Source organism: Brevibacterium sp. AGC70 (assembly GCF_057334195.1).
Genome location: NZ_JBHFIH010000019.1, coordinates 83,556 through 107,331, shown reverse-complemented (window position 1 = coordinate 107,331; position 23,776 = coordinate 83,556). Strand labels below are relative to the sequence as shown.

Annotated in this window: 20 protein-coding genes; 17 read left to right on the top strand and 3 right to left on the bottom strand. The window is 63.6% G+C overall.

Going from position 1 to position 23,776, the window contains the following annotated elements:
• Positions 1 to 3: 3 nt before the first annotated feature.
• From msrA to ACE03M_RS18145, 6 genes are all read left to right on the top strand, one after another.
• Complete coding sequence (msrA, locus tag ACE03M_RS18170) at positions 4 to 534, top strand: peptide-methionine (S)-S-oxide reductase MsrA (RefSeq protein WP_485935421.1); 531 nt, start codon at positions 4 to 6, stop codon at positions 532 to 534.
• Complete coding sequence (locus tag ACE03M_RS18165) at positions 535 to 1,356, top strand: nitroreductase family protein (protein ID WP_485935420.1); 822 nt, start codon at positions 535 to 537, stop codon at positions 1,354 to 1,356. It begins immediately after the preceding gene.
• On the top strand, positions 1,353 to 2,666 hold the full coding sequence (locus ACE03M_RS18160; RefSeq protein WP_485935419.1) for an MFS transporter: 1,314 nt from the start codon (positions 1,353 to 1,355) through the stop codon (positions 2,664 to 2,666). Before ACE03M_RS18165 ends, ACE03M_RS18160 begins: the two co-directional genes overlap by 4 nt.
• Before the next feature lie 131 nt (positions 2,667 to 2,797).
• The gene (locus ACE03M_RS18155) at positions 2,798 to 6,448 is read left to right on the top strand and encodes an efflux RND transporter permease subunit (RefSeq protein WP_485935418.1); all 3,651 of its coding nucleotides are present in this window, start codon (positions 2,798 to 2,800) and stop codon (positions 6,446 to 6,448) included.
• Between the two features lie 25 nt (positions 6,449 to 6,473).
• Positions 6,474 to 7,235, top strand: a complete 762-nt coding sequence (locus ACE03M_RS18150) for a CPBP family intramembrane glutamic endopeptidase (protein WP_485935417.1) — start codon at positions 6,474 to 6,476, stop codon at positions 7,233 to 7,235.
• A 196-nt stretch (positions 7,236 to 7,431) separates the two neighbouring features.
• Positions 7,432 to 9,546, top strand: a complete 2,115-nt coding sequence (locus ACE03M_RS18145; protein WP_485935416.1) for a PhoX family protein — start codon at positions 7,432 to 7,434, stop codon at positions 9,544 to 9,546.
• A 246-nt stretch (positions 9,547 to 9,792) separates the two neighbouring features.
• Here the strand turns inward: ACE03M_RS18145 and ACE03M_RS18140 are convergent, their stop codons facing one another.
• Entirely contained in the window at positions 9,793 to 10,437 is a 645-nt protein-coding gene (locus ACE03M_RS18140) for a VOC family protein (RefSeq protein WP_143922068.1), read from the bottom strand.
• A 177-nt stretch (positions 10,438 to 10,614) separates the two neighbouring features.
• Entirely contained in the window at positions 10,615 to 11,100 is a 486-nt protein-coding gene (locus tag ACE03M_RS18135) for an inorganic diphosphatase (protein ID WP_143922067.1), read from the bottom strand.
• A gap of 112 nt (positions 11,101 to 11,212) precedes the next feature.
• Between ACE03M_RS18135 and dacB the strand changes: the two genes are divergently transcribed.
• From dacB to tilS, 3 genes are read left to right on the top strand one after another with little or no spacing between them, the layout of a single operon-like run.
• The gene (dacB, locus tag ACE03M_RS18130; RefSeq protein ID WP_485935415.1) at positions 11,213 to 12,679 is read left to right on the top strand and encodes a D-alanyl-D-alanine carboxypeptidase/D-alanyl-D-alanine endopeptidase; all 1,467 of its coding nucleotides are present in this window, start codon (positions 11,213 to 11,215) and stop codon (positions 12,677 to 12,679) included.
• Positions 12,676 to 13,692 (top strand): zinc-dependent metalloprotease, encoded by a 1,017-nt coding sequence (locus tag ACE03M_RS18125; RefSeq protein ID WP_485935414.1) that lies wholly within the window; start codon positions 12,676 to 12,678, stop codon positions 13,690 to 13,692. Before dacB ends, ACE03M_RS18125 begins: the two co-directional genes overlap by 4 nt.
• Positions 13,679 to 14,704 carry a tRNA lysidine(34) synthetase TilS gene (gene tilS / locus ACE03M_RS18120; protein ID WP_485935413.1) on the top strand — a complete coding sequence of 342 codons (1,026 nt, stop codon included), beginning with the start codon at positions 13,679 to 13,681 and terminating at the stop codon, positions 14,702 to 14,704. Before ACE03M_RS18125 ends, tilS begins: the two co-directional genes overlap by 14 nt.
• Positions 14,705 to 14,725: 21 nt before the next feature.
• On the opposite strand, the gene ACE03M_RS18115 is transcribed toward tilS, so the two are convergent.
• Positions 14,726 to 15,997 carry an amidohydrolase family protein gene (locus ACE03M_RS18115; protein WP_485935412.1) on the bottom strand — a complete coding sequence of 424 codons (1,272 nt, stop codon included), beginning with the start codon at positions 15,995 to 15,997 and terminating at the stop codon, positions 14,726 to 14,728.
• A gap of 142 nt (positions 15,998 to 16,139) precedes the next feature.
• Here ACE03M_RS18115 and ACE03M_RS18110 point away from each other — a divergent pair, with 142 nt between their 5' ends.
• From ACE03M_RS18110 to ACE03M_RS18075, 8 genes are all read left to right on the top strand, one after another.
• Positions 16,140 to 17,465 carry an MFS transporter gene (locus ACE03M_RS18110; protein WP_485935411.1) on the top strand — a complete coding sequence of 442 codons (1,326 nt, stop codon included), beginning with the start codon at positions 16,140 to 16,142 and terminating at the stop codon, positions 17,463 to 17,465.
• A gap of 47 nt (positions 17,466 to 17,512) precedes the next feature.
• Positions 17,513 to 18,064 (top strand): hypoxanthine phosphoribosyltransferase, encoded by a 552-nt coding sequence (gene hpt, locus ACE03M_RS18105; protein WP_092103277.1) that lies wholly within the window; start codon positions 17,513 to 17,515, stop codon positions 18,062 to 18,064.
• 167 nt (positions 18,065 to 18,231) lie between these two features.
• On the top strand, positions 18,232 to 20,364 hold the full coding sequence (ftsH, locus tag ACE03M_RS18100) for an ATP-dependent zinc metalloprotease FtsH (RefSeq protein ID WP_485935410.1): 2,133 nt from the start codon (positions 18,232 to 18,234) through the stop codon (positions 20,362 to 20,364).
• Complete coding sequence (folE, locus tag ACE03M_RS18095; protein WP_143922060.1) at positions 20,364 to 20,987, top strand: GTP cyclohydrolase I FolE; 624 nt, start codon at positions 20,364 to 20,366, stop codon at positions 20,985 to 20,987. Before ftsH ends, folE begins: the two co-directional genes overlap by 1 nt.
• A gap of 9 nt (positions 20,988 to 20,996) precedes the next feature.
• Positions 20,997 to 21,863: a dihydropteroate synthase gene (gene folP, locus ACE03M_RS18090; RefSeq protein WP_143922059.1), complete on the top strand. Its 867-nt coding sequence runs from the start codon at positions 20,997 to 20,999 to the stop codon at positions 21,861 to 21,863.
• Positions 21,860 to 22,789: a 2-amino-4-hydroxy-6-hydroxymethyldihydropteridine diphosphokinase gene (gene folK / locus ACE03M_RS18085; protein WP_143922058.1), complete on the top strand. Its 930-nt coding sequence runs from the start codon at positions 21,860 to 21,862 to the stop codon at positions 22,787 to 22,789. Before folP ends, folK begins: the two co-directional genes overlap by 4 nt.
• 28 nt (positions 22,790 to 22,817) lie before the next feature.
• Positions 22,818 to 23,279, top strand: a complete 462-nt coding sequence (locus ACE03M_RS18080; RefSeq protein WP_143922057.1) for a DUF3180 domain-containing protein — start codon at positions 22,818 to 22,820, stop codon at positions 23,277 to 23,279.
• Positions 23,276 to 23,776, top strand: a complete 501-nt coding sequence (locus tag ACE03M_RS18075; RefSeq protein ID WP_143922056.1) for a PH domain-containing protein — start codon at positions 23,276 to 23,278, stop codon at positions 23,774 to 23,776. The genes ACE03M_RS18080 and ACE03M_RS18075 overlap by 4 nt, the downstream gene beginning before the upstream one ends.

Here is a 23,776-nt window from a genome sequence, read left to right as displayed (position 1 = left end):
AGTATGAGCGAACTTCGTACCCTGACCTTGGGCGCCGGATGCTTCTGGTGCCTCGATGCCGTCTACCAGCGGACCACAGGAGTCACCTCGGTGATCTCCGGATACACCGGAGGGCATACCCCGAATCCGCACTACCGTGAAGTCTGTTCAGGCGCCTCGGGTCATGCTGAGGCGCTGCAGGTGACATTCGATCCGGAGATCGTCCCGGACAGCGTCATCCTGGGCCTCTTCTTCACCGGACACGACCCCACGAGCCTCAATGCTCAGGGCTACGACGTCGGCACCCAGTACCGGTCGGCCATGTTCTACGCCGACGAAGAGGAGAAGGCGCGCTTCGAGGCCGCCATCGCCGAGGCACAGGAAATCTTCGAGGCTCCGATCGTCACGACGCTTGAGCCCTTGGGCATCTTCCACACCGCCGAGGCTGTCCACCAGGACTTCTACACCGAGAACCGCAACAACGGGTACTGCCGTGTCATCATTGATCCGAAGCTGTCCCATGCACGGGAGGCCTTTGCGGATTGGGTGAGCTGAATGTCGAAACACAAGGACTCGTCTGAGCGTCGCGGCTCGAAGAAGAAGAAGAAGCCGAAGGACGACGGTGCCTGCGAGGTGACGAAGGGGCGCGTGCGCGCCCACTTCCTCGAGGGCGAGACAGGTCCCTGGGCGAAGAAGCTGGCCGCAGGTTCGTCCGCTGCCACGACATCAGCAGAGGCAACGGCAGCGGACGAGCAGACGGTGCATCCTGCGCGCCGACTGGGCCCGGACTATTCGGCCCCGAGTTCCATCGACATCGTCGCCGACCCTGTCCTGCACGCGATCTCCACCCGACGTTCGATCTCAAAACTCGACCCGGAGACGCCGAACGACTCCGATCTGCGTGAACTCATCCACGCGGTCTCCTCGGTCGCCGATCACAAGGGGCTCAAGCCCTGGCGGTTCATCATCATCCGCGGTGACGACAGGATCCGCCTCGGCGCGGCCCTCGACGAAGCGGGTGGAGTGCACCGGAAGTCCGGTGAGATCAACGAAAAGCCGCTGCGGGCAGAACTCCTCCTGGCACTCGTAGCCGCACCGCGGGACAACCCGAAGGTCCCCGAATGGGAACAGCACGCCACAGCGGCCGGAGTAGGTCACCTGCTCGAACTCGCTCTGTGGCAGGCAGGTTGGGGCGTCATGTGGCGCAGCGGAAACCTCACGAACGAACCTGCCGTGCGCAGACTCCACAGGCTCAAGGACAAGGAACTGCTCATGGGTTGGCTCTACATCGGAGCGGTCCCCGAACGCTACCGACAGCGCATGGCGAACAGCACTCGACCGCTGCCGGAGCCCGAGCAGTTCCTCGATACCCTGTGACGAACAACGACAGCTCGACGAACCACGACGACGAACAGGCAGAGTCGACTGCGGCCTCGCGCCGACTCCCCAAGGAAATCTACGTCCTCGTCGCGGCGGCCTTCATCGTGGCTCTTGGATACGGCATCATCGCCCCCGTGCTTCCGCAGTTCGCGGCGAGCTTCAACTTCGGCGTCACCGCCGCCACGATCGTGGTCTCCTCCTTCGCCTTCTTCCGGTTCGTGTTCTCACCGTCCTCTGGGCGCCTCGTCGACGCCTTCGGTGAGCGACGCATCTACATCTCCGGTCTCCTCATCGTCGCGGCCTCCACCGCGGCAGTCGCCTTCGCCCAGAACTACTGGCAGCTGCTGATCTTCCGCGGTCTGGGAGGCATCGGCTCCACGATGTTCACCGTCTCAGCGATGGCCCTGATCATCCGGCTGGCCCCGATCAATGCCCGCGCCAAGGCCTCGAGCACCTATGCCACGGCCTTCCTCGTCGGCAATATTGCCGGCCCCGTCCTCGGCGGTGCGATGGCCGGATGGGGCATGCGCATCCCGTTCATCATCTACGCCGTCGGGCTCCTCATCGCCGCCATCGTCGTTCGCATTTTCCTCGCCTCCACCGCCTCAGAAGGCTCCTCGACCAAGCTCGGGCGCGCTCGCCTGGAAGCAACGAAGGACGAGACGCAGATGGAGGTGATGACGTTCAGACAGGCGTGGGAGGACTCTGCCTACCGCGCCGCCCTGATCTCTGCCTTCGTCCAAGGCTGGTCGGCCATGGGCATCCGTGTGGCCATCTACCCGCTCTTCGCGATCCAAGCGCTCAAGGCCGACACCGCGGTCGCCGGTCTGGCCCTGACGATGTTCGCGATCGGCAATGCTTCGGCGGTCACCGTCGTCGGCAGATACGCCGATACCTATGGACGCAAACCCTTCATCCAATGGGGCCTGCTCGTCCTCGGCGTGACCACCTCGGCGCTGGCTTTCACAGACTCGATCTGGCTGTTCTTCCTCCTCTCCGTCTTCGCCGGAATCGGCTCAGGACTGGCCAATCCCGCCCAGCAGGCCACAGTTGCCGATGTCATCGGACGCGATCGCAAGGGCGGCCGCGTCCTGGCGAAGTACCAGATGGCACTCGACGCGGGAGCAATCCTCGGTCCCGTCATCGCCGGTGCCGTCGTCGACCACTTCGACTACTCCTGGGCATTCATGCTCACAGGTGTCCTCGGCATCCTGGCCGCTGCGTACTGGATCACCGGTCGTGAGACCCGGCCACGCGTGGTGCGCACAGTGGAGCAGAACGAGCGGATTGAGGACGATCTGAGCTGAGCTCGGCAGTGCCCGGGCGCTCAGGATCTGCTCACGTGATTTGGATAGTGTGAATCACTAGTATTGGTTCACGGAGCACCATCCCCTGCAGACGATCCCTGCGCATGCGACACCGACAAGAGAGTCACCACTTGAGTTTTCTGACCCGTTTGAGCCTGAAGAACCGCGCGCTCATTGCGCTCATCTCGGTCGTCGCCATCATATTCGGCATCATCGGAGCGGGAGCTCTCAAACAGGAGCTGTTCCCTTCTCTGGAGAACCCGCAGGCCACGGTCACCGCCTCGTATGAGGGTGCGACTCCCGAGGCCGTCGAACAAGAGGTCACCGATCCTCTCGAAGGTGCGCTGACGGCCCTGCCTGAGGTTGAGGACATGACCTCGACCTCCTCGGCAGGCAGCTCCTCGATCACCGTGAGCACCGAGTACGGTGAGGACTCCGACGATGTCGTCAAGTCCCTCCAACGTGCGGTCTCACAGGTCCAGGCCACTCTGCCAGACGGTGTCGAACCCACCGTGAATACGACCGGAACCGATGACATCCCCGTCCTTGCCCTGTCCGTGACCTCGGACGCGCAAGAGGACAAGCTCGCTGCCAACCTCAATGACATCGCCGAACCCGAACTGAAGAAGATCGACGGCGTCTCCCAGGTCATGATCGCCGGTGCGAAGACCAAACAGGTTGAGGTCACCATCCGGCGTGACGACCTCGAGGACGAGGGAGCCAACCTCGACGAGATCGCCGGCATCCTCCAGTCCAACGGAATCCCCACCTCGGCGGGCGAGCTGAAGAGCGATGATGGCACCGCGCCGGTCGAGGTCGGCACCCGCATCCGCTCCGTGGATGCCATCAAGGATCTCGTCATCAGCGGCAAGGACGAGCCGATCAAGCTCTCAGACGTCGCCGACGTCACGATCGAGAACCAGCCCGTGGAATCGATCTCCCGCACCAACGGACAGCCCTCACTGTCGGTGTCGATCATGAAGGAATCCGATGCCAACACCGTTGACGTTTCCGACGCTGTAGCCCAGAAGCTGCCCGATCTTGAGAAGTCGATGGGGGAGAACACGGAGTTCGTCTCCGCCTTCGACCAGGCGCCATTCATCGAGCAGTCGATCCACGATCTGCTCGTCGAAGGCGGACTGGGCCTGTTCTTCGCGGTCCTCGTCATCCTCGTGTTCCTGCTCTCGGTGCGCGCCACGATCATCACGGCGATCTCGATTCCGCTCTCACTGCTCATCGCCATGGTCGGTCTGTGGATGGGTGGTGAGACCCTGAACATGCTGACACTGGGTGCTCTGACGATCTCCGTGGGACGCGTCGTCGATGATTCGATCGTCGTCATCGAGGCGATCCGACGACGACACGCTGCCGGTGGTGAGAAGTTCGCGAACATCCTCGCCGCGGTCTCCGAAGTCTCCGGGGCCATCACCGCCTCCACGCTGACGACCGTCGCCGTATTCCTGCCGCTGGCCTTTGTCTCCGGCCAGACCGGAGAGATGTTCCGACCCTTCGCCCTGACAGCCACCATCGCACTCCTCTCGAGTCTGTTCGTGGCGTTGACGATCGTGCCCGTCCTCGCCTACTGGTTCCTGAGGCAGCGTGAGGCGAAGGTCAAACTCACCCGCGCGGAGAAGAAGGAGATCCGCCGCAATCGCAAGGGCATGCTCTCCGAATGGAAGAGCGAGACCAGGGCCGCGAAGAAGGCGTCCAAGAAGCAGGACATCCTCACCGCTGGACGCCATGATGAGCCCGGCACGGAGTCCACGACTGCGAGTGCTGCCACCACCTCGGCGGGGTCAGGCATTGACTCCGCCGCGGAGGGGAGAAGCGAGGTCGATGAGCTCGCCGGCATGCATTCTCCGGTGACACGACTGCAGAAGACCTATATGCCGGTGATCTCCTTCTCCACCAAGCACCCGGTCGTGATGATCCTCGTGGCGGTCCTCCTCCTCATCGGAACGGGAGCGATGGTCCCGCAGCTGAAGACCGAGCTCTTCGGCGACACCGGCCAGGACAGCCTGCAGGTCTCTCAGACCTTCGATCCCGGCACGGACCTCGATGAGGCCTCGAGGCAGGCAGAACCGGTCGAGAAGGTCCTCAGAGACAACAGCGATGTCGAGTCCTATCAGCTCTCCGTCGGGGGCTCGAACTTCGGGTTCACCGATGATTCGGCGCTGACCGGCACCTACACCGTCAACTCCACATCGGGCGTCTCTGCCCAGTCGATCTCCGACGAGCTGCAGAAGGAGTTCGACGATCTGGGGGATGTGGGAACGGTCGAGGTGCAGAGTCAGAGCTCGATGCCCGGCGCTCAGACCATCGACGTCACGCTCTCCGCTTCGGATGTCGAAGAGCTCGACAAAGTGACGAAGGCAGTCACGGACAAGCTCGAGGGCGTCTCGGGCACCCAGTCGGTGACCAGCGATCTCGAAGCCGTCCAGCCCGTGATCGAGGTCAATGTCGATCATGAGAAGGCCGCCGAGGAGAATCTCACGGAGGCCACCATCGGCCAGTACGTGCAGCGGGCGATGCACGGCCAGAACATCGGTGAGGTCGTCATCGACAACGTGTCGCATTCGGTGCTGCTCTTCGACCGCAACGCCGACACGGTCGACGAACTGCGCGACCTCAAGATCCCCGGCAAGCCGGAGGAGACCGCTCCCGCCGGTGGCGCTGGCGCGGCAGGCGCTGCTGGTGCAGGCGACGGTGGTGCTGGTGCTGCGGGCGGAGCCGGTGAGGCCGGAGGGGCCGAAGGCAGCGCAGGTGCAGCCGGTGGAGCGGGTGCTGGTGGTGGCGCCGGTGCCGCTGGTGACCCGGGCGCCATGGCAGGCGCTCCAGCGCCGACGTCTGAGCCTCGGTTCATCGATCTCAGTGACGTCGCCGAGGTGAAGGAGGTCAAGACCGCGCCGACGATCCGTCACACGGATTCGCAGCGCTCGACCACGGTGTCGGTGACCCCTGCCGGCGACGACCTGGGAACCGTCTCCGCCGATGTGCAGTCAGCGCTGGGCGAGGTCGACATCCCCGACTCGGTCAGCGTCGACACCGGTGGAGCCACCCAGGAGCAGAACGAAGCGTTCTCCCAACTGGGACTGGCCATGCTCGCAGCGATCCTCATCGTGTTCGTCATCATGGTCGCCACGTTCAAGTCGCTGCTGCAGCCGTTGATCCTCCTGGTTTCGATCCCGTTCGCGGCCACCGGGTCCATCGCGCTGTCACTGCTGACGGATACTCCGCTGGGCCTGACCTCAATGATCGGTCTGCTCATGCTCATCGGCATCGTGGTCACCAACGCGATCGTGCTCATCGACCTGATCAACCACTTCAGGGCGCGAGGCGTCGATCTGCGCGCGGCCATCGTCCACGGCGCCAGACTGCGCTATCGCCCGATCCTCATGACCGCGGCAGCGACGATCTTCGCGCTCGTGCCGATGGCGCTGGGCCTGACCGGCGGGGGAGTGTTCATCTCGAAGCCGCTGGCGATCGTCGTCATCGGCGGTCTCGTCAGCTCGACTCTGCTCACGCTCATCCTCGTGCCGGTACTCTACCTCCTGCTCGAAGGGGCGAAGGAAAGTCGCGGAGAGAAGAAGTACGTGAAGAACATGGCCCGCGGCCAGGTTCTCGACGTCGCCGAGGCGAGGGCCGCGCAGCCTCCGGACTCTGCGGATCGTGCGCGCTCAGAAGTTCAGGCGGACACCACCGCCGAGGCGGGGTCGGACACCGCGGTTGAGCGTCCTGACCAGGGTGAGCGCCCCGACACGGGAGAGGAACCGAAGCACTGAGGCCTCGCCCACTACAGTGGGGTCCATGAGAGACGAGCTCGAGCCACAGGAGAAGAAGCGCCTGTGGTTCGAGCTCGGTCTCATTGCGGCGCTCTCGCTGGGCCAATCGGCGGTCTATGCGATCGTGCGTTTGGTCGACATCACCACCCGTGGTCCGATCAGCGACGCCCAGGCGAAGCTCAACACCTCGATGTCGCCGCGACCCGGTTTCGACCTCGTCTACCAGATCCTCGACATCGGGTTCACCCTCGTACCAGTGCTCATGGCCCTCTATCTGCTGACTCGCGACCCGAATGCCCCGCCCCTGAGTACACGGTTGGGTGTGAACGGCCAGTGCGGAAAGGACCTCGGCCGCGGAACGCTCATCTTCACCATCATCGGCATCGGCACTCTCGCCGTCTACGCGGGCGGCAGGGCATTGGGGATCACGGCCGAGATTCAGCCGGCCAACCTCGGCGATCATTGGTGGACCATTCCCGTGCTCATTCTGGCAGCGGCGAAGAACGGCATCGTCGAAGAGGTCATCATCTTCGGCTTCGGGGCCGAACGGCTCCAGCGCTTGGGCTACGGGATGTGGCCGATCATCATCAGCCTGGCAGTCTTCCGTGCCAGCTACCACCTGTACCAGGGCATCGGGCCATTCATCGGCAACCTCGCCATGGGCATCATCCTCGGGTGGTACTTCATGCGTCGGGGCAGGCTGATGCCGCTGGTGTGGGCGCATTTCATCATCGATGCCGTGGGCTTCCTGGCACCGGGGATCCTCAGTCTCGTCGACGTCGGCTGAGCAGAATCTCCCATCTGAGCGTGCGAGATCCTTTTAGGTAAGTTTCGCTTGACGTAATGCACTGCTGTTCGTGGGTTCATTCCCAGTTCACCAAGCGGTAGGACTGGGGCCAAGTCACGGTGGAATTCTCGATCGGGTGAGTTCCCCTTCGCCTGGTGAGGAGGGAACCGAAAGACCCGATCCGAGGAGACAACCGATGGCACCCCTACGTGAACTTCTGCCCATGGCCGGACATGTCCGTGGCAAGCGAAGCCCCGTCACCTGCGCACTCAAATGCGACAACGCGTGCAGCAAGGCAATCTGCAACACGTCATCGAACAGCTACTTCCGCGACATCGTCGGAACCCAGCTGACCCGACGGGCCGCACTCGGCGCTTCAGCCGCCGGAGCCCTGGCGATCGCAGTGACGACGGCGCCCAGCCCAAGCGCGAGCAGTGCAGCAGCCAAGGGGAAGAGCCTCGCGTTCAAGGCCATCGACCCGGTGCACCACGAAATCGACGAGTTCGTCGTACCCAATGGCTACTCCTGGCACCCGATCGTGCGCTGGGGTGACGCACTCTTCCCCGACTCGGAGCCGTTCGATCCGGAGAACCAGTCGGTGAAGAAGCAGCGACGCCAGTTCGGGTACAACAACGACTTCCTCGAGATTCAGGTCGATCGCAGCGGAGACGGCAATCGGGCCCTGCTCTTCGCCAACCATGAGTACAGCAACGATGCCATCATGTACCCCGACTCCATGGACGAGAAGACCAAGCGCGCCATCAGCCGCGAAGCACACGGACTCACCGTCGTCGAGCTCGAGCGCAGGAACGCGAAGACTCCGTGGGCCGTCGACGTCAACGGTGCGAACAACCGTCGCTTCCTCATCGGCACAGAATACGAGTTCACCGGGCCCGCCGCCGGATCCGATCTGCTCCGGACTCGAGACTATCCCAAGGGTGACAAGGTCCAGGGCACACTGGGCAACTGCTCCGGCGGCCTGACCCCGTGGGGAACACTGGTCTCCGGTGAAGAGAACTTCAACTCCTATTTCAGGGCGCAGGGCAAATCCGAAGCAGATAAGCGCTACGGACTGACCAATGACGCCTCGGCCTACGGGTGGGAAGACGATCTGCAGCGTTTCGATACGAACAAGTCCGGTTACGGCAACGAAGCGAACCGCTTCGGATGGATCGTCGAGGTCGACCCTCGGGACCCGGAATCGACGCCGCTCAAGCACACCAGCCTCGGCCGGTTCAAGCACGAGGGCGCAAACATCACGATCGCGGAATCCGGGCACGCTGTCGCCTACATGGGTGATGACGAGAAGTTCGATTACCTCTACAAGTTCGTGTCCAAGGGCAAATACATTGAAGGCGACCTGCCCCATAACCTCACCCTCCTGTCCGAGGGAGACCTCTTCGTTGCGAAGTTCACCGGCAACTCACCGAAGAGCGAAATCGACGGCAGCGGCGCAGTGCCTGCTGACGGAGAGTTCGACGGCAGCGGGCAGTGGCTGCCGCTGATCACGGACGGCAAGTCCCAAGTCTCCGGAATGGCGATCGACGAGGTGCTGGTCAACACCAGGCTGGCAGCGGACAAGGTCGGGCCCACGAAGATGGACCGCTGCGAGGACGTCGAGCCGAACCCGGTCAACGGGAAGATCTACGTCGCCTGCACCAACAACTCTGACCGCGGCACAGACGGCAAAGCAGCAGCCGATGAGGCCAACCCACGGACTGAGAACCGTGACGGTCACATTGTGGAGCTGACCGAACGCGGGGGTGACCACACCGGCACCGAGTTCGACTGGTCTCTGCTGATGGTCTGCGGCGATCCGAAGCAGGGAGACAAGACGTACTTCTCCGGCTTCCCTGTCGACCAGGTCTCGCCGATCTCGTGTCCCGACAACGTCACCTTCGACAGCGCCGGCAATCTGTGGATCTCCACCGATGGCGCCCCCGATGGAATCGGGTACTGCGACGGGCTGTTCAAGGTCACGATCGAAGGCAAACAGAGGGGCCGCGTCGAGCAGTTCCTCTCCGTCCCGCGTGAGGGAGAGGTCTGCGGACCGCTGATCCACGACGACGACAAGTCAGCCTTCGTCGCCGTCCAGCATCCAGGTGAGGACGGAAGCTGGGCCAACCAGCACTCGCAGTTCCCGGACTTCGTCGATGCCACCGATGTCGACGCGGGAGTCGCCGCGATGCCGCGCCCATCCGTCGTCCAGGTCCTGCGGGGCAAGGGCAAGGACAACGGCAAACCGCCGAAGAAGGATTCCAACGGCAATAACGGCAACGGTCGGGGCAATGGCAACGGTCGGGACAACTGATCTAGGCACCGAAGACCGCGTCGAGGTCTGACCTTGTGCCAATCCGCTTGAGAGTGGGCATTCGTGCTGAATGCCCACTCTTCGGCTGTCTGGCTACGTGTCGCGGCGAACCACGGTGGACCGAGTGCCTCCTCTGAGACCGGACAGGGAGGGGGCCGACGAAGCGCAGAGGGCATCACACCGCGTTGGTGTGATGCCCTCTGGGCTGTGCGCAGCCGGTCGCCCGGCAACGGCCACAACGGCGACTCAGATGGTGACGAGGCCGTTCTTGGCGGAGTCGAAGCTGATCGACATGATGCCGGGGGTGCCGTGCGGCGCCGACCAGTCGATGTGGATCTCTGGGATGGGCTTGGGATCCTGGGTTCCCAACCAGTCGCGGAGTCGATCACGATCCCCGGCGATCTGCAGGGTGTCGATGGCGACATCGCCATTGGTCTTGTAGGACGAAGGATGCTGAGACGAGTCGGCTGCCCACTTGATGAAGAACGGAAGCTGAGGGTCGGCGATGAGCCCCTTGATTCCGATCTGCAGCCACTTGAGTTCCAGGCCTGATTCCGGGGTGCGGTTTCCGTCGACGGCTTTGCGTTCGAGGCGGGTCTCCACTCCGGCGAGGTCATCGACCGAAACGCACCAGCCCATCCAGCCGCCGCCGAGCTCGGAACGAGCTCGCACTGCCTGGCCGAAGGGTGTTGACAACGCGGCCGGGTGCTCCAAGGCTTCGACGACTTCGAGGTAATGACCGTTCGCGAGAGGGAAGATCAGATTTCTGGTACCGAATCGAGGATGCACACCACCGTCGTAGGGAACCACGCCGAGCTTCTCCGAGATGCGCTCGGCAGTGGCTTTGTACCCGTCTGGTTCGCTGGCGAATGACACATGATCGAGTTTCATGTCTCGACAATCGCATAACCTGGCTCACACTTCTCATTAGGTTCACCTAAGTAGCGGGTCGTTCCAGGTGCGGCAGCCGCTCGTCTGATGAATGCAGAGACCGCCCGGACGGCGAGGTCCGGACGGTCTCGGATCACGGGTGAGGCGATGCTTCACACCACCTCGGTGAGGGTGAACTCAGTGAGAGTCTTTGAAGCGCTTGATCGAAGCCTCGACCTCGGCCTCAGCCTCAGCGCGGCCGACCCAGCTGGAGCCCTTGACGAACTTGCCGGGCTCAAGATCCTTGTAGCGGGTGAAGAAGTGCTCAATCGAGTCGAGGGTGAACTGATCGACGTCGCCGATGTCCTGGTAGCTCTCCCAGCGGGGATCGCCGGCCGTGACGCCGAGGACCTTGTCGTCGCCGCCTGCTTCATCTTCCATCTTGAACATGCCGATGGGGCGGACGTCGATGAGGACGCCCGGGAAGAGGGGTTCGGGCAGCAGCACGAGAACGTCGAGCGGGTCCCCGTCATTGCCCAGTGTGTCCTCGAAGAAGCCGTAGTCAGCGGGGTACTGCATCGAGGTGTAGAGGTAGCGGTCGAGCTTGACTCGACCTGTCTCATGATCGACCTCGTACTTGTTGCGCGATCCGCGCGGGATCTCGATTGTGGCCAAGAGTTCCATAGTGCTCCTTCAAGCTAGGGTTGCATCACTAGAATAGAGCTTACAAGTCCCCACGAACGACAACCACAACGGCTACGGCGAGGACGATGGCAATGAGAATGAGAGCCCGCGCTTGAACCAGACCCCGGAGCGGAAGAGGCGGAAGCGGTCGAAGAAGGCTGTCGCCGGCATCACCGCAGGCAGCCTCGCCATCGTGCTGGGCGCGGTTGCTGCAATCGACGCCTACGATGTCTTTCCCGAGCTCCCGGGAATCCTGACCACCGACCCCGCCGTCGAGGTCCAGGCGGTCCCCGCTCCTCACGCACAGGGGAAGGACATGCCCGCCCCCGCCTCGGCGCTGGATGATTCCGCACCTGTGCCCACCAAGGTCCCCGACACGGTGGATAGGGTCCTCTCCGATGCCAAGGTCAAGGGCTTCGGGATCGAGATCCGCGACGGGCTCAGCGATGACATCCTCTACGCCGAGAACGAGAACAAACCTCGCACGCCGGCCTCGGTGACCAAGGTCCTCACCGCCTCGGCGGCGCTGTTGAGCATCGGCGGCGAGAAGCGGCTGAGCACGACCACGGAATTCGACCCGTCCACCTCGACGGTGACGCTGACAGGCGGCGGAGACTCGCTGCTGGGTGCGGGGGAGTCCCAGCCGGGTGCCGTGAACGGTCACGCGGGCCTGACGACGCTGGCTCAGCAGACCGCCGAATCACTCAAGAGCCGGAACGTCGCCGAGGTGGCCCTGGACTTGGACACCTCCCGATACACGGGCGAGGACTTCAGTCCTGGATGGGAGCGTGCCGATATCGCCAAGGGCGTCATCACGCCGATCCAGCCGCTGATGATCGACACCGGGTATGTCGGCAGCAAAGACAAGGAATGGCGAGGCCGCAGCGAGCACCCGGCCAAGGACGCCTTCGCAGTCTTTGCCAAAGAGCTCAAGGCAGCCGGAGTCACGGTCACCGACAAGCCTGCACCTGCCGCTGAGACAGGTGACGACGCGAAGTCTCACGGAGACTCCGAAACCACCGAGCTGGCGGGGGTGGAATCGGCCACGATCTCCGAGATCGTCGAATACGCGCTCGTGCACAGCGACAACGTCGTGGCCGAGGTCCTCGGCAACGAAGTCGCCATCGCCCAGGGCGAGTCGGGAAGCTTGAAATCCGGCCCCGAAGCCGTGTTGGCGGCCCTGTCCGATTCCGTGGACCTGGGTAAGACCCACCTCGAGGACACCTCGGGCCTGTCCTATGACAACCGGATCAGTCCGCACGATCTGACGACGATCCTGCAGGCATCAGTCGTCGCCGATGATTCGCTCTCCAGCCTCATCAGCTACATGCCCGTCGGAGGACTGACCGGCACACTGACCGAACGTTTCACCAAAGATAGGACTGCAGCCGGGACGGTGCACGCGAAGACGGGGACCCTGTCGACCGTGACCTCACTGGCAGGAGGGGTGCTCGATGCCGATGGACGCTATCTCGTCTTCACCCTGCAGATCGACGACGTGGACAAGGACAAGATTTTGGAAGCCAGGAAGACGGTTGACGATATCGTCGCAGCACTCGCGAATTGCGGCTGCCGATGATCGTCGATGAGAAGTTCGCCGCCCGCACGGCCCGGGAACTCGTCCCCGCAGCGCGTATGCCCGACACCGATGAACTCGACGCGCTGGTCGCCGGGCTCAAAGACAATGCGCTGACGGCGCAGGAACTCGTCGTCGACTCATTCCTCCTCGACCCTGCCCATGCCGATGACGTGCGCAGTCGCCTGGGCGCCGGTTCCGTGCTCGTGCTCGATCAGATCGGCTGGATCAAGGCCAATGCGCAGTCGCTCAACGGCATGGTCGACGCGGATTCCCTGCCCGCCCCGGTCGGTCCGGGAGCAGCGAAAGCGGCCGCCGTGGAATTGGCAGGCGTGCTCTCGCTGCTGTCGACTCGAGTTCTGGGCCAATTCGACCCCTTTGCTGTGGACACGGGCCGGCTGATGTTCGTCGCACCCGCTATCCTCAACGCCGAAGCGGCGATGAACGTCAAGCCGCGCGACTTTCGCATGTGGGTGGCCCTGCACGAGGCCACGCACCAGGTGCAGTTCGCCACCGCGCCCTGGTTGCGTGAGCACATGCGCTCTCTCCTGTCTCAGGTCGTCGCGACCCCGCTCAAGGCACCTGGCATCAGCGGTCTCGCTGACGTCTTCTCCACTGTGGGCCGGATCATCAAGGGCGATGCGAGCATGGTCGATCTGATCAGGGACGAGGGGATGCGCAGCGCCCTCGACGAGGCCACGGCGATCCTCAGCCTGCTCGAAGGGCACGCCGACGTGGTCATGGACGAGGTCGGCATCGAAGTGATCCCGAGCGTGCGGAAGCTGCGACGCAAGTTCGAAGCTCGCCGCGACGCGGGTCAGGGCGGATTCCTGTCGAACCTGCTGGGCATGAACCTCAAACTCGCTCAGTACCGTGACGGCGCCACGTTCGTACGCGCCATCCGCAAGGAAGTCGGCCAGACCGGTTTCTCCGCCATCTATGCCAAACCGGAGAACCTGCCGAGGAGCGAGGAGATCCACACCCCGAGCCTGTGGTTGGACCGTGTCCACGGCTGAGGCGCGACCACCTCGGCGACCGAGCCTCGATCCGGCCAGCGGAGCGATCCGCAGCAGTGTTCGTGAAACGTTGGCCCGGTTGGGCAGCTTCCGGCCCACGGTCATCATCGCGGTCTCCGGGGGAGCGGACTCAATGGCGCTGCTGCACGCCTGCGCCTTCCTCCACCGTCGTGGGGAGCTGCATGCGCATGCCGTGACCGTCGACCATGGTCTGCAGTCCTCAACCGCCGAGGTGGCCCGCCGGGTCGTCTCCATCGCCGAATCCTGGGGTCTGCCCGCCGAGGTCGCCACCGTCACCGTCGCAGCCGGTGACGAGGGCCTCGAAGCCGCCGCCCGGGATGCCCGCTACGGCGCACTCGAAGCCGCCCGGGAAGTGCATGGGGCCGAGTGGGTGCTGACCGCACACACCCGCAGTGACCAGGCGGAGACGGTGCTGCTGGGACTGATGCGTGGTTCGGGCACGAGGTCACTGGCTGGAATGGCTCTGCGCACCGGCACAGTGGTGCGCCCCCTGCTCGACATCGAACGGGCGACCAACGTCGCCTCGTGCCGGGCTCAGGACATCGAGGTCTGGGATGACCCGATGAACGCCGATGATTCCTTCGCCAGGGTGCGCGCCCGCACCCTGCTGGCCACTCTGGAGGCCGACCTGGGCCAGCCTGTCACCGCGAACCTGGCCCGCACCGCCGAGCTGTGCCGTGCCGATGCTGACCTCCTCGACGGGCTCGCCGAGACCTCGGCCGCCGCCGTGCGCGGCCGCACCGAGGTGCCGTTGGCCGAATTGGCGGGAATGGAGGATGCGATCCTCTCCCGCGTCGTCCGCGAGTGGCTGATCTCCCTCGGCGTGCCCGCACAGAGCTTCGGCGCCGCCCGCGTGGCGCAACTGTGCGCCCAGATTCGCGAACCTGGGGCCACGGGGCGCCCACATGCTCGTCTGTCGCTTCCCGGTGACACCGAAGTGATCATCACCAGGCAGCTCCTGTGCTTTCGTCGCGACGCGAAGACGAGGTGACTGCAACCTCCGGTCCTTGGCTCAGGCCCTGCCGTCGACCGGGTGGCCGCCGGTGGCCACCAGCTCTCCATTCTTGAAGACGTCGCGATCGGCAGGGCAGTCCATGATCGCCGAGGTGACCGTATCGGCCTCGAGCAGCATGAAGTCCGCCGGCGCACCGACGCCCAGACCGAAGCGGACATCATCGACCAGTGCGGTTCCGTCCGGTCGGGCACCGGCCATCACCTGTGCCCCACCTCGGGAGGCGATGTCCAGGCACGCCTCGATGTCCTCATCCTGGCGATGCCCATTCGTGAATGCCAGCTGCCAGGTCCGCCGCAGCAGGTCACCGTCACCGTAGGGACTCCAGTAGTCGCGCTGACCGTCCTCGCCAAGCCCCAAAGCTACCCGATTCTCACGCAGGCTGCGCCGCGGCAGGACGCCGCTCTGCGGTGCCACAGTCGTCAGCGAGATGCCCGCCTCGGCGACGAGCTCGATGATCCGTTCGACCTCTGGTGCAGGGTTGGAACTCAGGGCGAAGGCGTGGGAGATCGTCACCTTCCCCTCCATTCCGAGAGCCTTCGTGCGGTGGGCGATCTCCTCGAACGTGAACACGCCTGCGCTGCCGCGCTCATGCAGATGGATGTCGACGCCTTTGCCGTGCTTCTCCGCAAGCCCGAAGACAACGTCGAGATGAGCGACCGGATCGCGGTCGTATTGGAGCGGATCGAGTCCTCCGACCAGATCAGCGCCCTCGCTCAAGGCCGCGTCGAGAAGATCTCTGACGCCCTTTTCGCGTACGATGCCGGCCTGCGGGAAGGCTACGATCTGAGAGTCGAGGATCGCAGCGTGATCGGCCAGTGCATCCCGGACGCCGATGAAGCGCTCGAGACCGCAGTCGGCATCGATCTGGGTATGTGAGCGGATGCGCGTACCGCCGGAGGAGACGATCTCTGCGATCACGAAGGCAGCCTGGTCACGGACGCTGCGCTCGCCCTGCCGCCAGTTCTCCCGATCGTTCATGATGTAGCCGTGCAGCGTTCCGTCTGCAGTGTGGGGACGGAAAGTCTGGCCCATCCGGTTCGAATCGAGGTGGGCATGGACGTCGCCGAGGCTGGGCAGCAGCGCTCGCCCAGCCCCATCGATGATGTCGGGCCCATCGATGTCTTCGGCGCTGGCTGCATCGGTACGGCCGATCGCCTGCGCCGAGGGAGTCGGCGTGAATGAGGTGAAACGTCCGTTTTCGATCTCGACATCGACAGTCTGGGCATCGGCAGTGCGGGGGAAGAGGCGAATATTTCTCAGAGTGGTCATCGTCGTCCTTGAGAGTAGGAGGGCACTTGATCTCCAAATGGTATACCGTTGTGGGGCTCGGGTGCGGACCGACAACGAGCACGGGTCCACACCGAATGAGGGCCCCGGACCGAACGAGCACAGCGTCTGAAAGGATGAGCCAATGACCTCTCAGCCCGAATACGGCCATCGTACGGGTCGGGGACTCGACGTGCTGGCACTCGTGGGCCTCATCCTCATCGCCTGCTCCCTGCGACCGGCCGCATCGTCTCTGGGACCCGTCCTCTCCGAAGTCCAAGGCGCCTACGCCTTAGTCGAATGGCAGACGGGCCTGCTCACAGCACTTCCCGGCCTGATCTTCGCACTCTGCGGGTTCATCGCCGTTCCCGTGCTCAAGAAGATCGGACTCTTCAGCTCGCTGGCGATGACCTGCGTTCTGGTCGCGGTCGGAGTAGGCGCCCGGGTCCTCGTCGACAACTGGTTCGGCTTCGCCGGGCTGACCGTGGTCGCGCTGGCCGGAATGTCCATAGGAAACGTCATTCTGCCGGTGTACGTGAAAACGCGCTTCCCCCACCGAGCCAACCTCGGCGCCACCGCCTTCACGGTGTCCCTGGGACTGGGCGCGATGTTCCCCGCCTTCCTCACCGCACCGCTCACCGGCCACTTCGACAACTGGCGGGTGGGACTGGGCATCTGGGCGCTCGTGCCTGCCTGCGCACTTATCACCTGGATCATCCTCAAGCTCGTCCGATCCTTACCCCGCCTGGATCAGCCCGAGCAGGACACGCACGAGGCTGGCCCGCCTCGGCGACATATCTTCACCTCCGCCAAGGCCAGATACATGGCGATGTTCTTCGGTCTGCAGTCGGTCAACGCCTATGTCCAGTTCGGATGGCTGCCGCAGATCTACCGTGACGCGGGCATCGATCCGGTCCTCGCCGGACTCATGCTCACCGTCGTCACACTCGGGGGGATCCCCGGCGGCTTCTTTGCCCCGCAGATCATCATGCGTAGCATCCTGCCTCGCTTCTTCCTCGTCAGTTTCTCCGTCAGCGCTGTGTGCGGCTACCTCGGACTGCTCCTCATGCCCACCACCGTGCCGGTGCTGTGGGCAGTCCTTCTAGGCTACGGCGGCTTCGCCTTCCCCGCCGCGCTCGCCCTCATTACGGGCCGCACCCATGCTGTGTCCATCACTGCAAGGACTTCAGCATTCGTGCAGTCCAGCGGCTATGTGCTGGCGGCAATCGGCCCCTTGGCCGTCGGTGGACTCCTCGGACTCAGCGGCGGCTGGTCGGTGCCGCTGGGGTTCATGATCTGCGTTTCGGCGCTCATGGGCGTGACCGGGTACCTTGCTGCCGCCCCGGGGACAGTCGATGATGAGCTGGCCGTACCTGGCACCCGCGGTGCAACATCAGACCTCGGTGGTGGCACGAAGAACCTCCGTGGTGGCACGAACGACTTCCTTGGTGGCACGCCAGGGCAGAAGTGAATCATAATGGAGACACACCCCACCCCAAGCGAGGAGATTCGACACCTGTGGACATCAACGATCTCGGCAATGACATCGAAAAAGTACTTGTCTCGGAAGAACAGATAGCCGCACGACTCGTTGAACTGGCAGCCGCCATCGATGAAGACTACAAGGGCAAGGACATTCTGCTCGTCGGTGTCCTCAAGGGTGCCGTCATGGTCATGGCGGATCTGGCTCGCGCAATCCATTCGCCAGTGACCATGGACTGGATGGCCGTCTCCTCCTACGGTTCGGGCACCAAATCGTCCGGTGTCGTCCGCATCCTCAAGGATCTCGACACTGACCTCTCCGACCGTCACGTACTGATCGTCGAGGACATCATCGATTCGGGCCTGACTCTGTCCTGGCTGGTCCAGAACCTGCGCTCGCGTGGAGCGGCGACCGTCGAGATCTGCACGATGCTGCGCAAGCCCGAAGCAGTCAAGGTCGACATCGACGTCAAATACATCGGCTTCGACGTTCCGAACGAATTCGTCATCGGCTACGGACTCGACTATGCCGAGAAGTACCGCAACGTTCCGTTCGTCGCGACCCTGGCTCAGCACGTCTACAGCTGAGCGTTGCGCATGAGCGTTCCGCGCATTGACTGAGTGCCTACCGCACCCGGGAACAAAACCAGGTGCATTCGAGCTATGTCAGTGCGAGGTATTAGGCTGTGGGGGATGTTCCCAGGCAGCCTCGGTAGCCTGAACAGGTTGCCCACATCTTTTTCCTGAGAGGACTTATGGCCGAGTCGAATAAGCGTCGCCCACTGCTCAACAAGGCGACGAAGGGCCCATTGGTCTGGATCGTTCTGGCACTCCTCGTAGTGTCTATCGGTGCTCTGCTCTTCAGCCGAGTCGGATTCAGCCAGATTGACACCCAGCAAGGCCTCGAACTGCTCCAGGACGACAAGGTCGAACAGGCCAAGATCGTCGACAAGGATCAGCGCGTCGACCTGACCTTGAAAGACGATCTCAAGATCGAGGGCGAGGACTTCGGCAAGAAGGTTCAGTTCTTCTACGTGGAGCAGCGTGGGGAACAGATCGTCAAGGCCGTGGACTCGTCCGAGCCCAGCAAGGGATACACCGACGAGGTGCCCAAGCAGAGCTGGCTGATGTCCCTGTTGGGAACTCTCATCCCGTTCGTCATCATCTTCGTCGTCTTCTGGTTCCTCATCTCGCAGATGTCGGGCGGGAAGATGATGAACTTCGGCAAGTCCAAGGCGAAGCTGGTCAACAAGGAGAACCCGGACGTCACGTTCAAGGACGTCGCCGGTGTCGACGAGGCACTCGAAGAGCTCGAGGAGATCAAGGAGTTCCTGGCCGAACCGGAGAAGTTCAAGGCCGTGGGAGCCAAGATCCCCAAGGGCGTCCTCCTCTACGGTCAGCCCGGTACCGGTAAGACCCTGTTGGCGAAGGCCGTGGCCGGTGAAGCCGGTGTGCCCTTCTACTCGATCTCAGGCTCCGACTTCGTCGAGATGTACGTCGGCGTGGGCGCCTCCCGTGTGCGCGACCTGTTCGAGCAGGCTAAGACGAACGCTCCCTGCATCATCTTCATCGATGAGATCGACGCTGTCGGCCGTCAGCGCGGAGCCGGCATGGGCGGCGGCCATGATGAGCGCGAACAGACGCTCAACCAGCTGCTCGTCGAGATGGACGGCTTCGACGTGAAGACCAACGTCATCCTCATCGCCGCCACCAACCGACCCGATGTTCTCGACCCGGCGCTTCTGCGCCCCGGTCGCTTCGATCGGCAGATCCCGGTTGAGGCCCCGGACATGAAGGGCCGTCAGCACATCCTCGAGGTCCACGCAGAGGGCAAGCCTTTAGCAGATGACGTCGATCTGGCCCAGATCGCCAAGCGCACCCCCGGATTCTCAGGCGCGGACCTGGCCAACGTCCTCAACGAGGCAGCTCTGCTGACCGCTCGTGAGGGCGCGGAGGTCCTCGACAACAGGATCCTCGACGAGGCGATCGATCGCGTCATCGCCGGACCGCAGAAGCGGACCCGACTGATGAACGACAAGGAACGCCTGATCACCGCGTATCACGAGGGCGGACACGCACTCGTTGCCGCGGCGATGAACCAGACTGACCCGGTCACCAAGGTCACTATCCTGCCCCGTGGCCGCGCCCTGGGCTACACCATGGTCCTGCCGAATGAGGACAAGTACTCCACGACCCGCAACGAGCTGCTCGACCAGATGGCTTACGCCATGGGCGGCCGCGTGGCCGAGGAAGTCGTCTTCCACGATCCCACCACCGGTGCCAGCAACGACATCGAGAAGGCGACGAACATCGCCCGGAAGATGGTCACGCAGTACGGCATGAGCGACAAGCTCGGCATGGTCAAGATCGGCGACGATCAGGGCGAGCCCTTCGCAGGTCGCGGTTACGGCGGGGGCGACGAGTACGGCGATGCGACCCTGTCCTCGATCGACGGCGAGGTTCGCGACATCATCGACGCCGCCCATGCTGATGCCTACTGGGCGCTGACGCACAACCGCGACGTCCTCGACGACCTCGCCTACCAGCTGCTCGAGCGGGAGACTCTTGATCAGGCGGCACTGGCAGAGATCTTCACCCCCATCGTCAAACGCCCCACACGCGATGTGTGGCTGGCCAACGACGAGCGCCCGGTCTCCGAACGCGGACCCATCGATCCGCCTGCACCATTGAGCGGGGACCGCAACGGCAAGAGCAACGGCAGCTCGGAGGTCGACACCACCGACGTTCCCGGCGCGGGACCGACGGGTGCGAGCGGACCTCACGTGCCCCATAACCCTACGGGTCCGATCAATCCCAACGATCCGACTGGTCCATCCGGACCGACAGGTCCACGCAATATCGACGGCAGCGGGGAGAGCGGCTACTGATGTCAGAGCTCGAAGAGGTGACGGAGGTCCTCGGCAAGGCGCCCGCCGGCACCGGCAACAAGGTCGACCAGCCACGGATCGCCGCCGCCGTGCGTGAGATCCTCATCGCCGTCGGTGAAGATCCTGATCGAGAAGGACTGCTGGAGACCCCGGCCAGGGTCGCTCGTGCCTACGAAGAGGTCTTCGCCGGCATCCACCGCGACCCGGCCGACGTTCTGGGCGTGACCTTCGACATCAGCCACGAGGAAATGGTCCTCGTCCGAGACATCGACCTGTATTCGATGTGCGAACATCATCTGGTGCCGTTCCACGGAGTCGCCCACATCGGCTACATCCCGAGTAAGAACGGCAAAGTCACTGGACTGTCTAAGTTGGCCCGCCTCGTCGAGATCTATGCTCGTCGCCCCCAGGTCCAAGAACGGCTGACGACTCAGATCGCCGACGCACTCGTCGAACACCTCGAGCCTCAGGGCGCGATCGTCGTCGTCGAGGCCGAACATCTGTGCATGACCATGCGGGGAGTCCGGAAACCGGGTGCCTCGACCATCACCTCGGCGGTGCGCGGGCAGCTGCGCGAAACGGCATCCCGAGCAGAAGCCATGAGTCTGATCATCCGGAGATAGAGGTCGCACATGCCCACACCGGAACGAACGAAGATCATGGGCGTCCTCAACGTCACGCCCGACTCCTTCTCGGACGGCGGTCGCTACTTCGACCACGACGCCGCGATCGCCCACGGTTTCGAACTGCTGCGCTCGGGCGCAGACATCATCGATGTCGGAGGGGAGTCCACTCGCCCCGGCTCGGTTAGAGTCGATGAAGCGGAGGAGCTGCGCCGCGTCGTCCCAGTGATCAGAGAGTTGGCCGCCGCAGGTGCCCTCATCAGCGTCGACACCATGCGAGCCAAGGTCGCAGAGGCATCACTGGACGTCGGCGCCCACATCATCAACGACGTCTCCGCGGGACTCTCCGATCCGGCGATGCTGACCGTCGCCGCCGAGACCGCAGCCCCGGTCGTGCTCATGCACTGGCGAGGCTACCTCGACCGTGCGTCGGCGTCCTTCCATTACGACGATGTCGTCACCGAGGTGATCACGGAGCTGAAGACGAGAATCGACGAAGCGACGGCTGTGGGTGTGAAACATGAGAACATCATCCTCGATCCGGGCCTGGGCTTCTCGAAGAACGCCGAACACAACTGGCAGATCCTCGGTGCCCTCGACGAGTTTGCGGATCTGGATCATCGGCTCCTCGTCGCGGCCAGCCGCAAACGCTTCATCTCCACCCTGCTCTCACCGGAGGACCCGAAACTCGCCGAGGAGTCGGCGAAGGATCAGGCCACAGCTGCGATCTCGGCCCTGTCGGCCAGGGCAGGAGCGTGGGCGGTGCGCGTCCACGAACCTTCCACCTCGGCGATCGCGGCCAAGGTCATTCACGCAGTGAACGCACATGCCCCGGCAGCCACTCCGGATGAGCGTGCAGCGGAGGGAGAGGCATGAGTGCCGATTCGGATCGGATCGAACTGCGCGGGCTGAGAGTGCGCGGCAACCACGGAGTCTTCGACTTCGAAAAGCGTGAGGGCCAGGATTTCGTCATCGACGTCACCCTGCACACCTCCGTATCGCGGGCAGCGGCCACTGACGACATCGCCGACACCGTCCACTACGGCGAACTGGCCGAAGACGTCGCACACATCGTCGAAGACAACATCTTCGACCTCATCGAGACCCTGGCCGCCCGGATCGCCGAGCATTGCCTGGGCCTGGCCGAACATGTCGAGGTCGTCGTCCATAAGCCCGGAGCACCGATCCAACGCAGCTTCAACGACGTCAGCGTCACCGTCGTCCGTTCCCGCGACACCACCGACGCTGCTGCGGCCAACACGGTCGATGATCAGCCTGCAGGGACCGAGCCTGCCGAGACAGAGGCCTACCTCAATCTCGGGGCCAACCTCGGCGATGCGACGGACACACTCGAGCAAGCCGTTGCCGCACTCGATCGACATCCCAAGATCACCGTGCTCAGGCGATCCTCCCTGTATCGCACCGCGCCCTGGGGCGGAGTCGACCAGAACGATTTCCTCAATCTGGGCATCATCGTGGCCACCAGCCTGCCCGCCCCACAGCTCCTAGCAGTGGCGCAGGGAATCGAAGTCGCCTGCGGCCGGACCCGGGAACTGCGCTGGGGACCACGCACCCTCGACATCGACCTGATCCGCTTCGGCACTGCGCAGGCAGAGCTCATCCTCGACACCGACGCACTGACCCTGCCCCACCCACGGGCGCACGAACGTGCATTCGTCCTCGCACCATGGGCCGAGCTCGATGAAGCCGCAGAAATCCGCACACCCACCGGTCCGCGATCGATCACCGCCGTCCTGAGCGAGCTGGGCGACCAGGAAATCAAGCGAATCCCGGCCCCATAAGGGGCCAGGGTTTGAGAGACTTGGAGCTATGCAGCGAACATCGTCGGGGACTCTCGTCATCTGGGCCGTCATCGGTGCCGTGGTGGCGCCGACGGTCGACGTGCTGCTGGAGAGTCAGGGCTTTGCTCTGCCGGGGCTGCCCTGGTTCGCCATCATCGGTATGCTCATACTCGCTGCAGTCCTGCTGGTCCTGGGGTGGCCGATCAAGAAATGGAATGACGGTGACCGGACCAAGGAGATCGACCCTCTCCAAGCAGCGCGCGTAGCCGTCATGGCCAAGGCCAGTGCCCTGACAGGGGCCGGACTGGCCGGTTGGTATATGGGCAACGCCGCCTACTACTTCCTGTCCGCACCCGGCATCCGCAATGATTTGGCGGCAGGTATGCTTTTCGCTATGATCGCAGCCGCAGCGTTGATGATCGTCGGCTTGATCGTCGAAGGCTTCTGCGAGCTGCCCCCTCAAGATCCCCCAGGAGCTGAAGCAGCATGAGCCGCGAATTCAACTATCTGTCCGGAACAGACGCCGACTTCAACCGGGTCAGTCCCAAGTACGGACTCAAGGAGACGATCGCGACTCTGACGATGCTCGTCCCGATGATCATCGTGGCTCTCGTCTTCGCCATCATCTTCACCTCCGACGTTCCTTGGCTGCACGCGATCTGGGCCGGCCTTGTGGCGTTCACCGTCTTCCTCATCGTCATCATCATCCGTCAGGCCAAAGCCATCGGCTATGCAGAGAGGGCCGACGACCTCCTCATTCGGCGCGGCATCATGTTCCACAAGGCCACGGTCGTCCCTTACGGACGCTTGCAGTTCGTCGACGTGGATGCCGGCCCCATCGACCGCATGTTCGGCCTGGCCAGTGTCAAACTTCATACTGCCTCGGCGGCCACAGATGCCACCATTCCGGGGTTGCCACGTGCCGAGGCCGATCGTCTGCGCGACAGCCTCGCTGGTCTGGGCCAGGCCAACTTGGCAGGGCTGTGA

Excerpts from the sequence above, each read along its gene's own strand:
- msrA (WP_485935421.1), top strand. The coding sequence starts at position 4 with ATGAGCGAACTTCGTACCCTGACCTTGGGCGCCGGATGCTTCTGGTGC.
- ACE03M_RS18165 (WP_485935420.1), top strand. The coding sequence starts at position 535 with ATGTCGAAACACAAGGACTCGTCTGAGCGTCGCGGCTCGAAGAAGAAG.
- ACE03M_RS18150 (WP_485935417.1), top strand. The coding sequence starts at position 6,474 with ATGAGAGACGAGCTCGAGCCACAGGAGAAGAAGCGCCTGTGGTTCGAG.
- ACE03M_RS18145 (WP_485935416.1), top strand. The coding sequence starts at position 7,432 with ATGGCACCCCTACGTGAACTTCTGCCCATGGCCGGACATGTCCGTGGC.
- ACE03M_RS18140 (WP_143922068.1), bottom strand. The coding sequence starts at position 10,437 with ATGAAACTCGATCATGTGTCATTCGCCAGCGAACCAGACGGGTACAAA.
- ACE03M_RS18135 (WP_143922067.1), bottom strand. The coding sequence starts at position 11,100 with ATGGAACTCTTGGCCACAATCGAGATCCCGCGCGGATCGCGCAACAAG.
- ACE03M_RS18125 (WP_485935414.1), top strand. The coding sequence starts at position 12,676 with ATGATCGTCGATGAGAAGTTCGCCGCCCGCACGGCCCGGGAACTCGTC.
- ACE03M_RS18115 (WP_485935412.1), bottom strand. The coding sequence starts at position 15,997 with ATGACCACTCTGAGAAATATTCGCCTCTTCCCCCGCACTGCCGATGCC.
- ACE03M_RS18110 (WP_485935411.1), top strand. The coding sequence starts at position 16,140 with ATGACCTCTCAGCCCGAATACGGCCATCGTACGGGTCGGGGACTCGAC.
- ftsH (WP_485935410.1), top strand. The coding sequence starts at position 18,232 with ATGGCCGAGTCGAATAAGCGTCGCCCACTGCTCAACAAGGCGACGAAG.
- folE (WP_143922060.1), top strand. The coding sequence starts at position 20,364 with ATGTCAGAGCTCGAAGAGGTGACGGAGGTCCTCGGCAAGGCGCCCGCC.
- folP (WP_143922059.1), top strand. The coding sequence starts at position 20,997 with ATGCCCACACCGGAACGAACGAAGATCATGGGCGTCCTCAACGTCACG.
- folK (WP_143922058.1), top strand. The coding sequence starts at position 21,860 with ATGAGTGCCGATTCGGATCGGATCGAACTGCGCGGGCTGAGAGTGCGC.
- ACE03M_RS18080 (WP_143922057.1), top strand. The coding sequence starts at position 22,818 with ATGCAGCGAACATCGTCGGGGACTCTCGTCATCTGGGCCGTCATCGGT.
- ACE03M_RS18075 (WP_143922056.1), top strand. The coding sequence starts at position 23,276 with ATGAGCCGCGAATTCAACTATCTGTCCGGAACAGACGCCGACTTCAAC.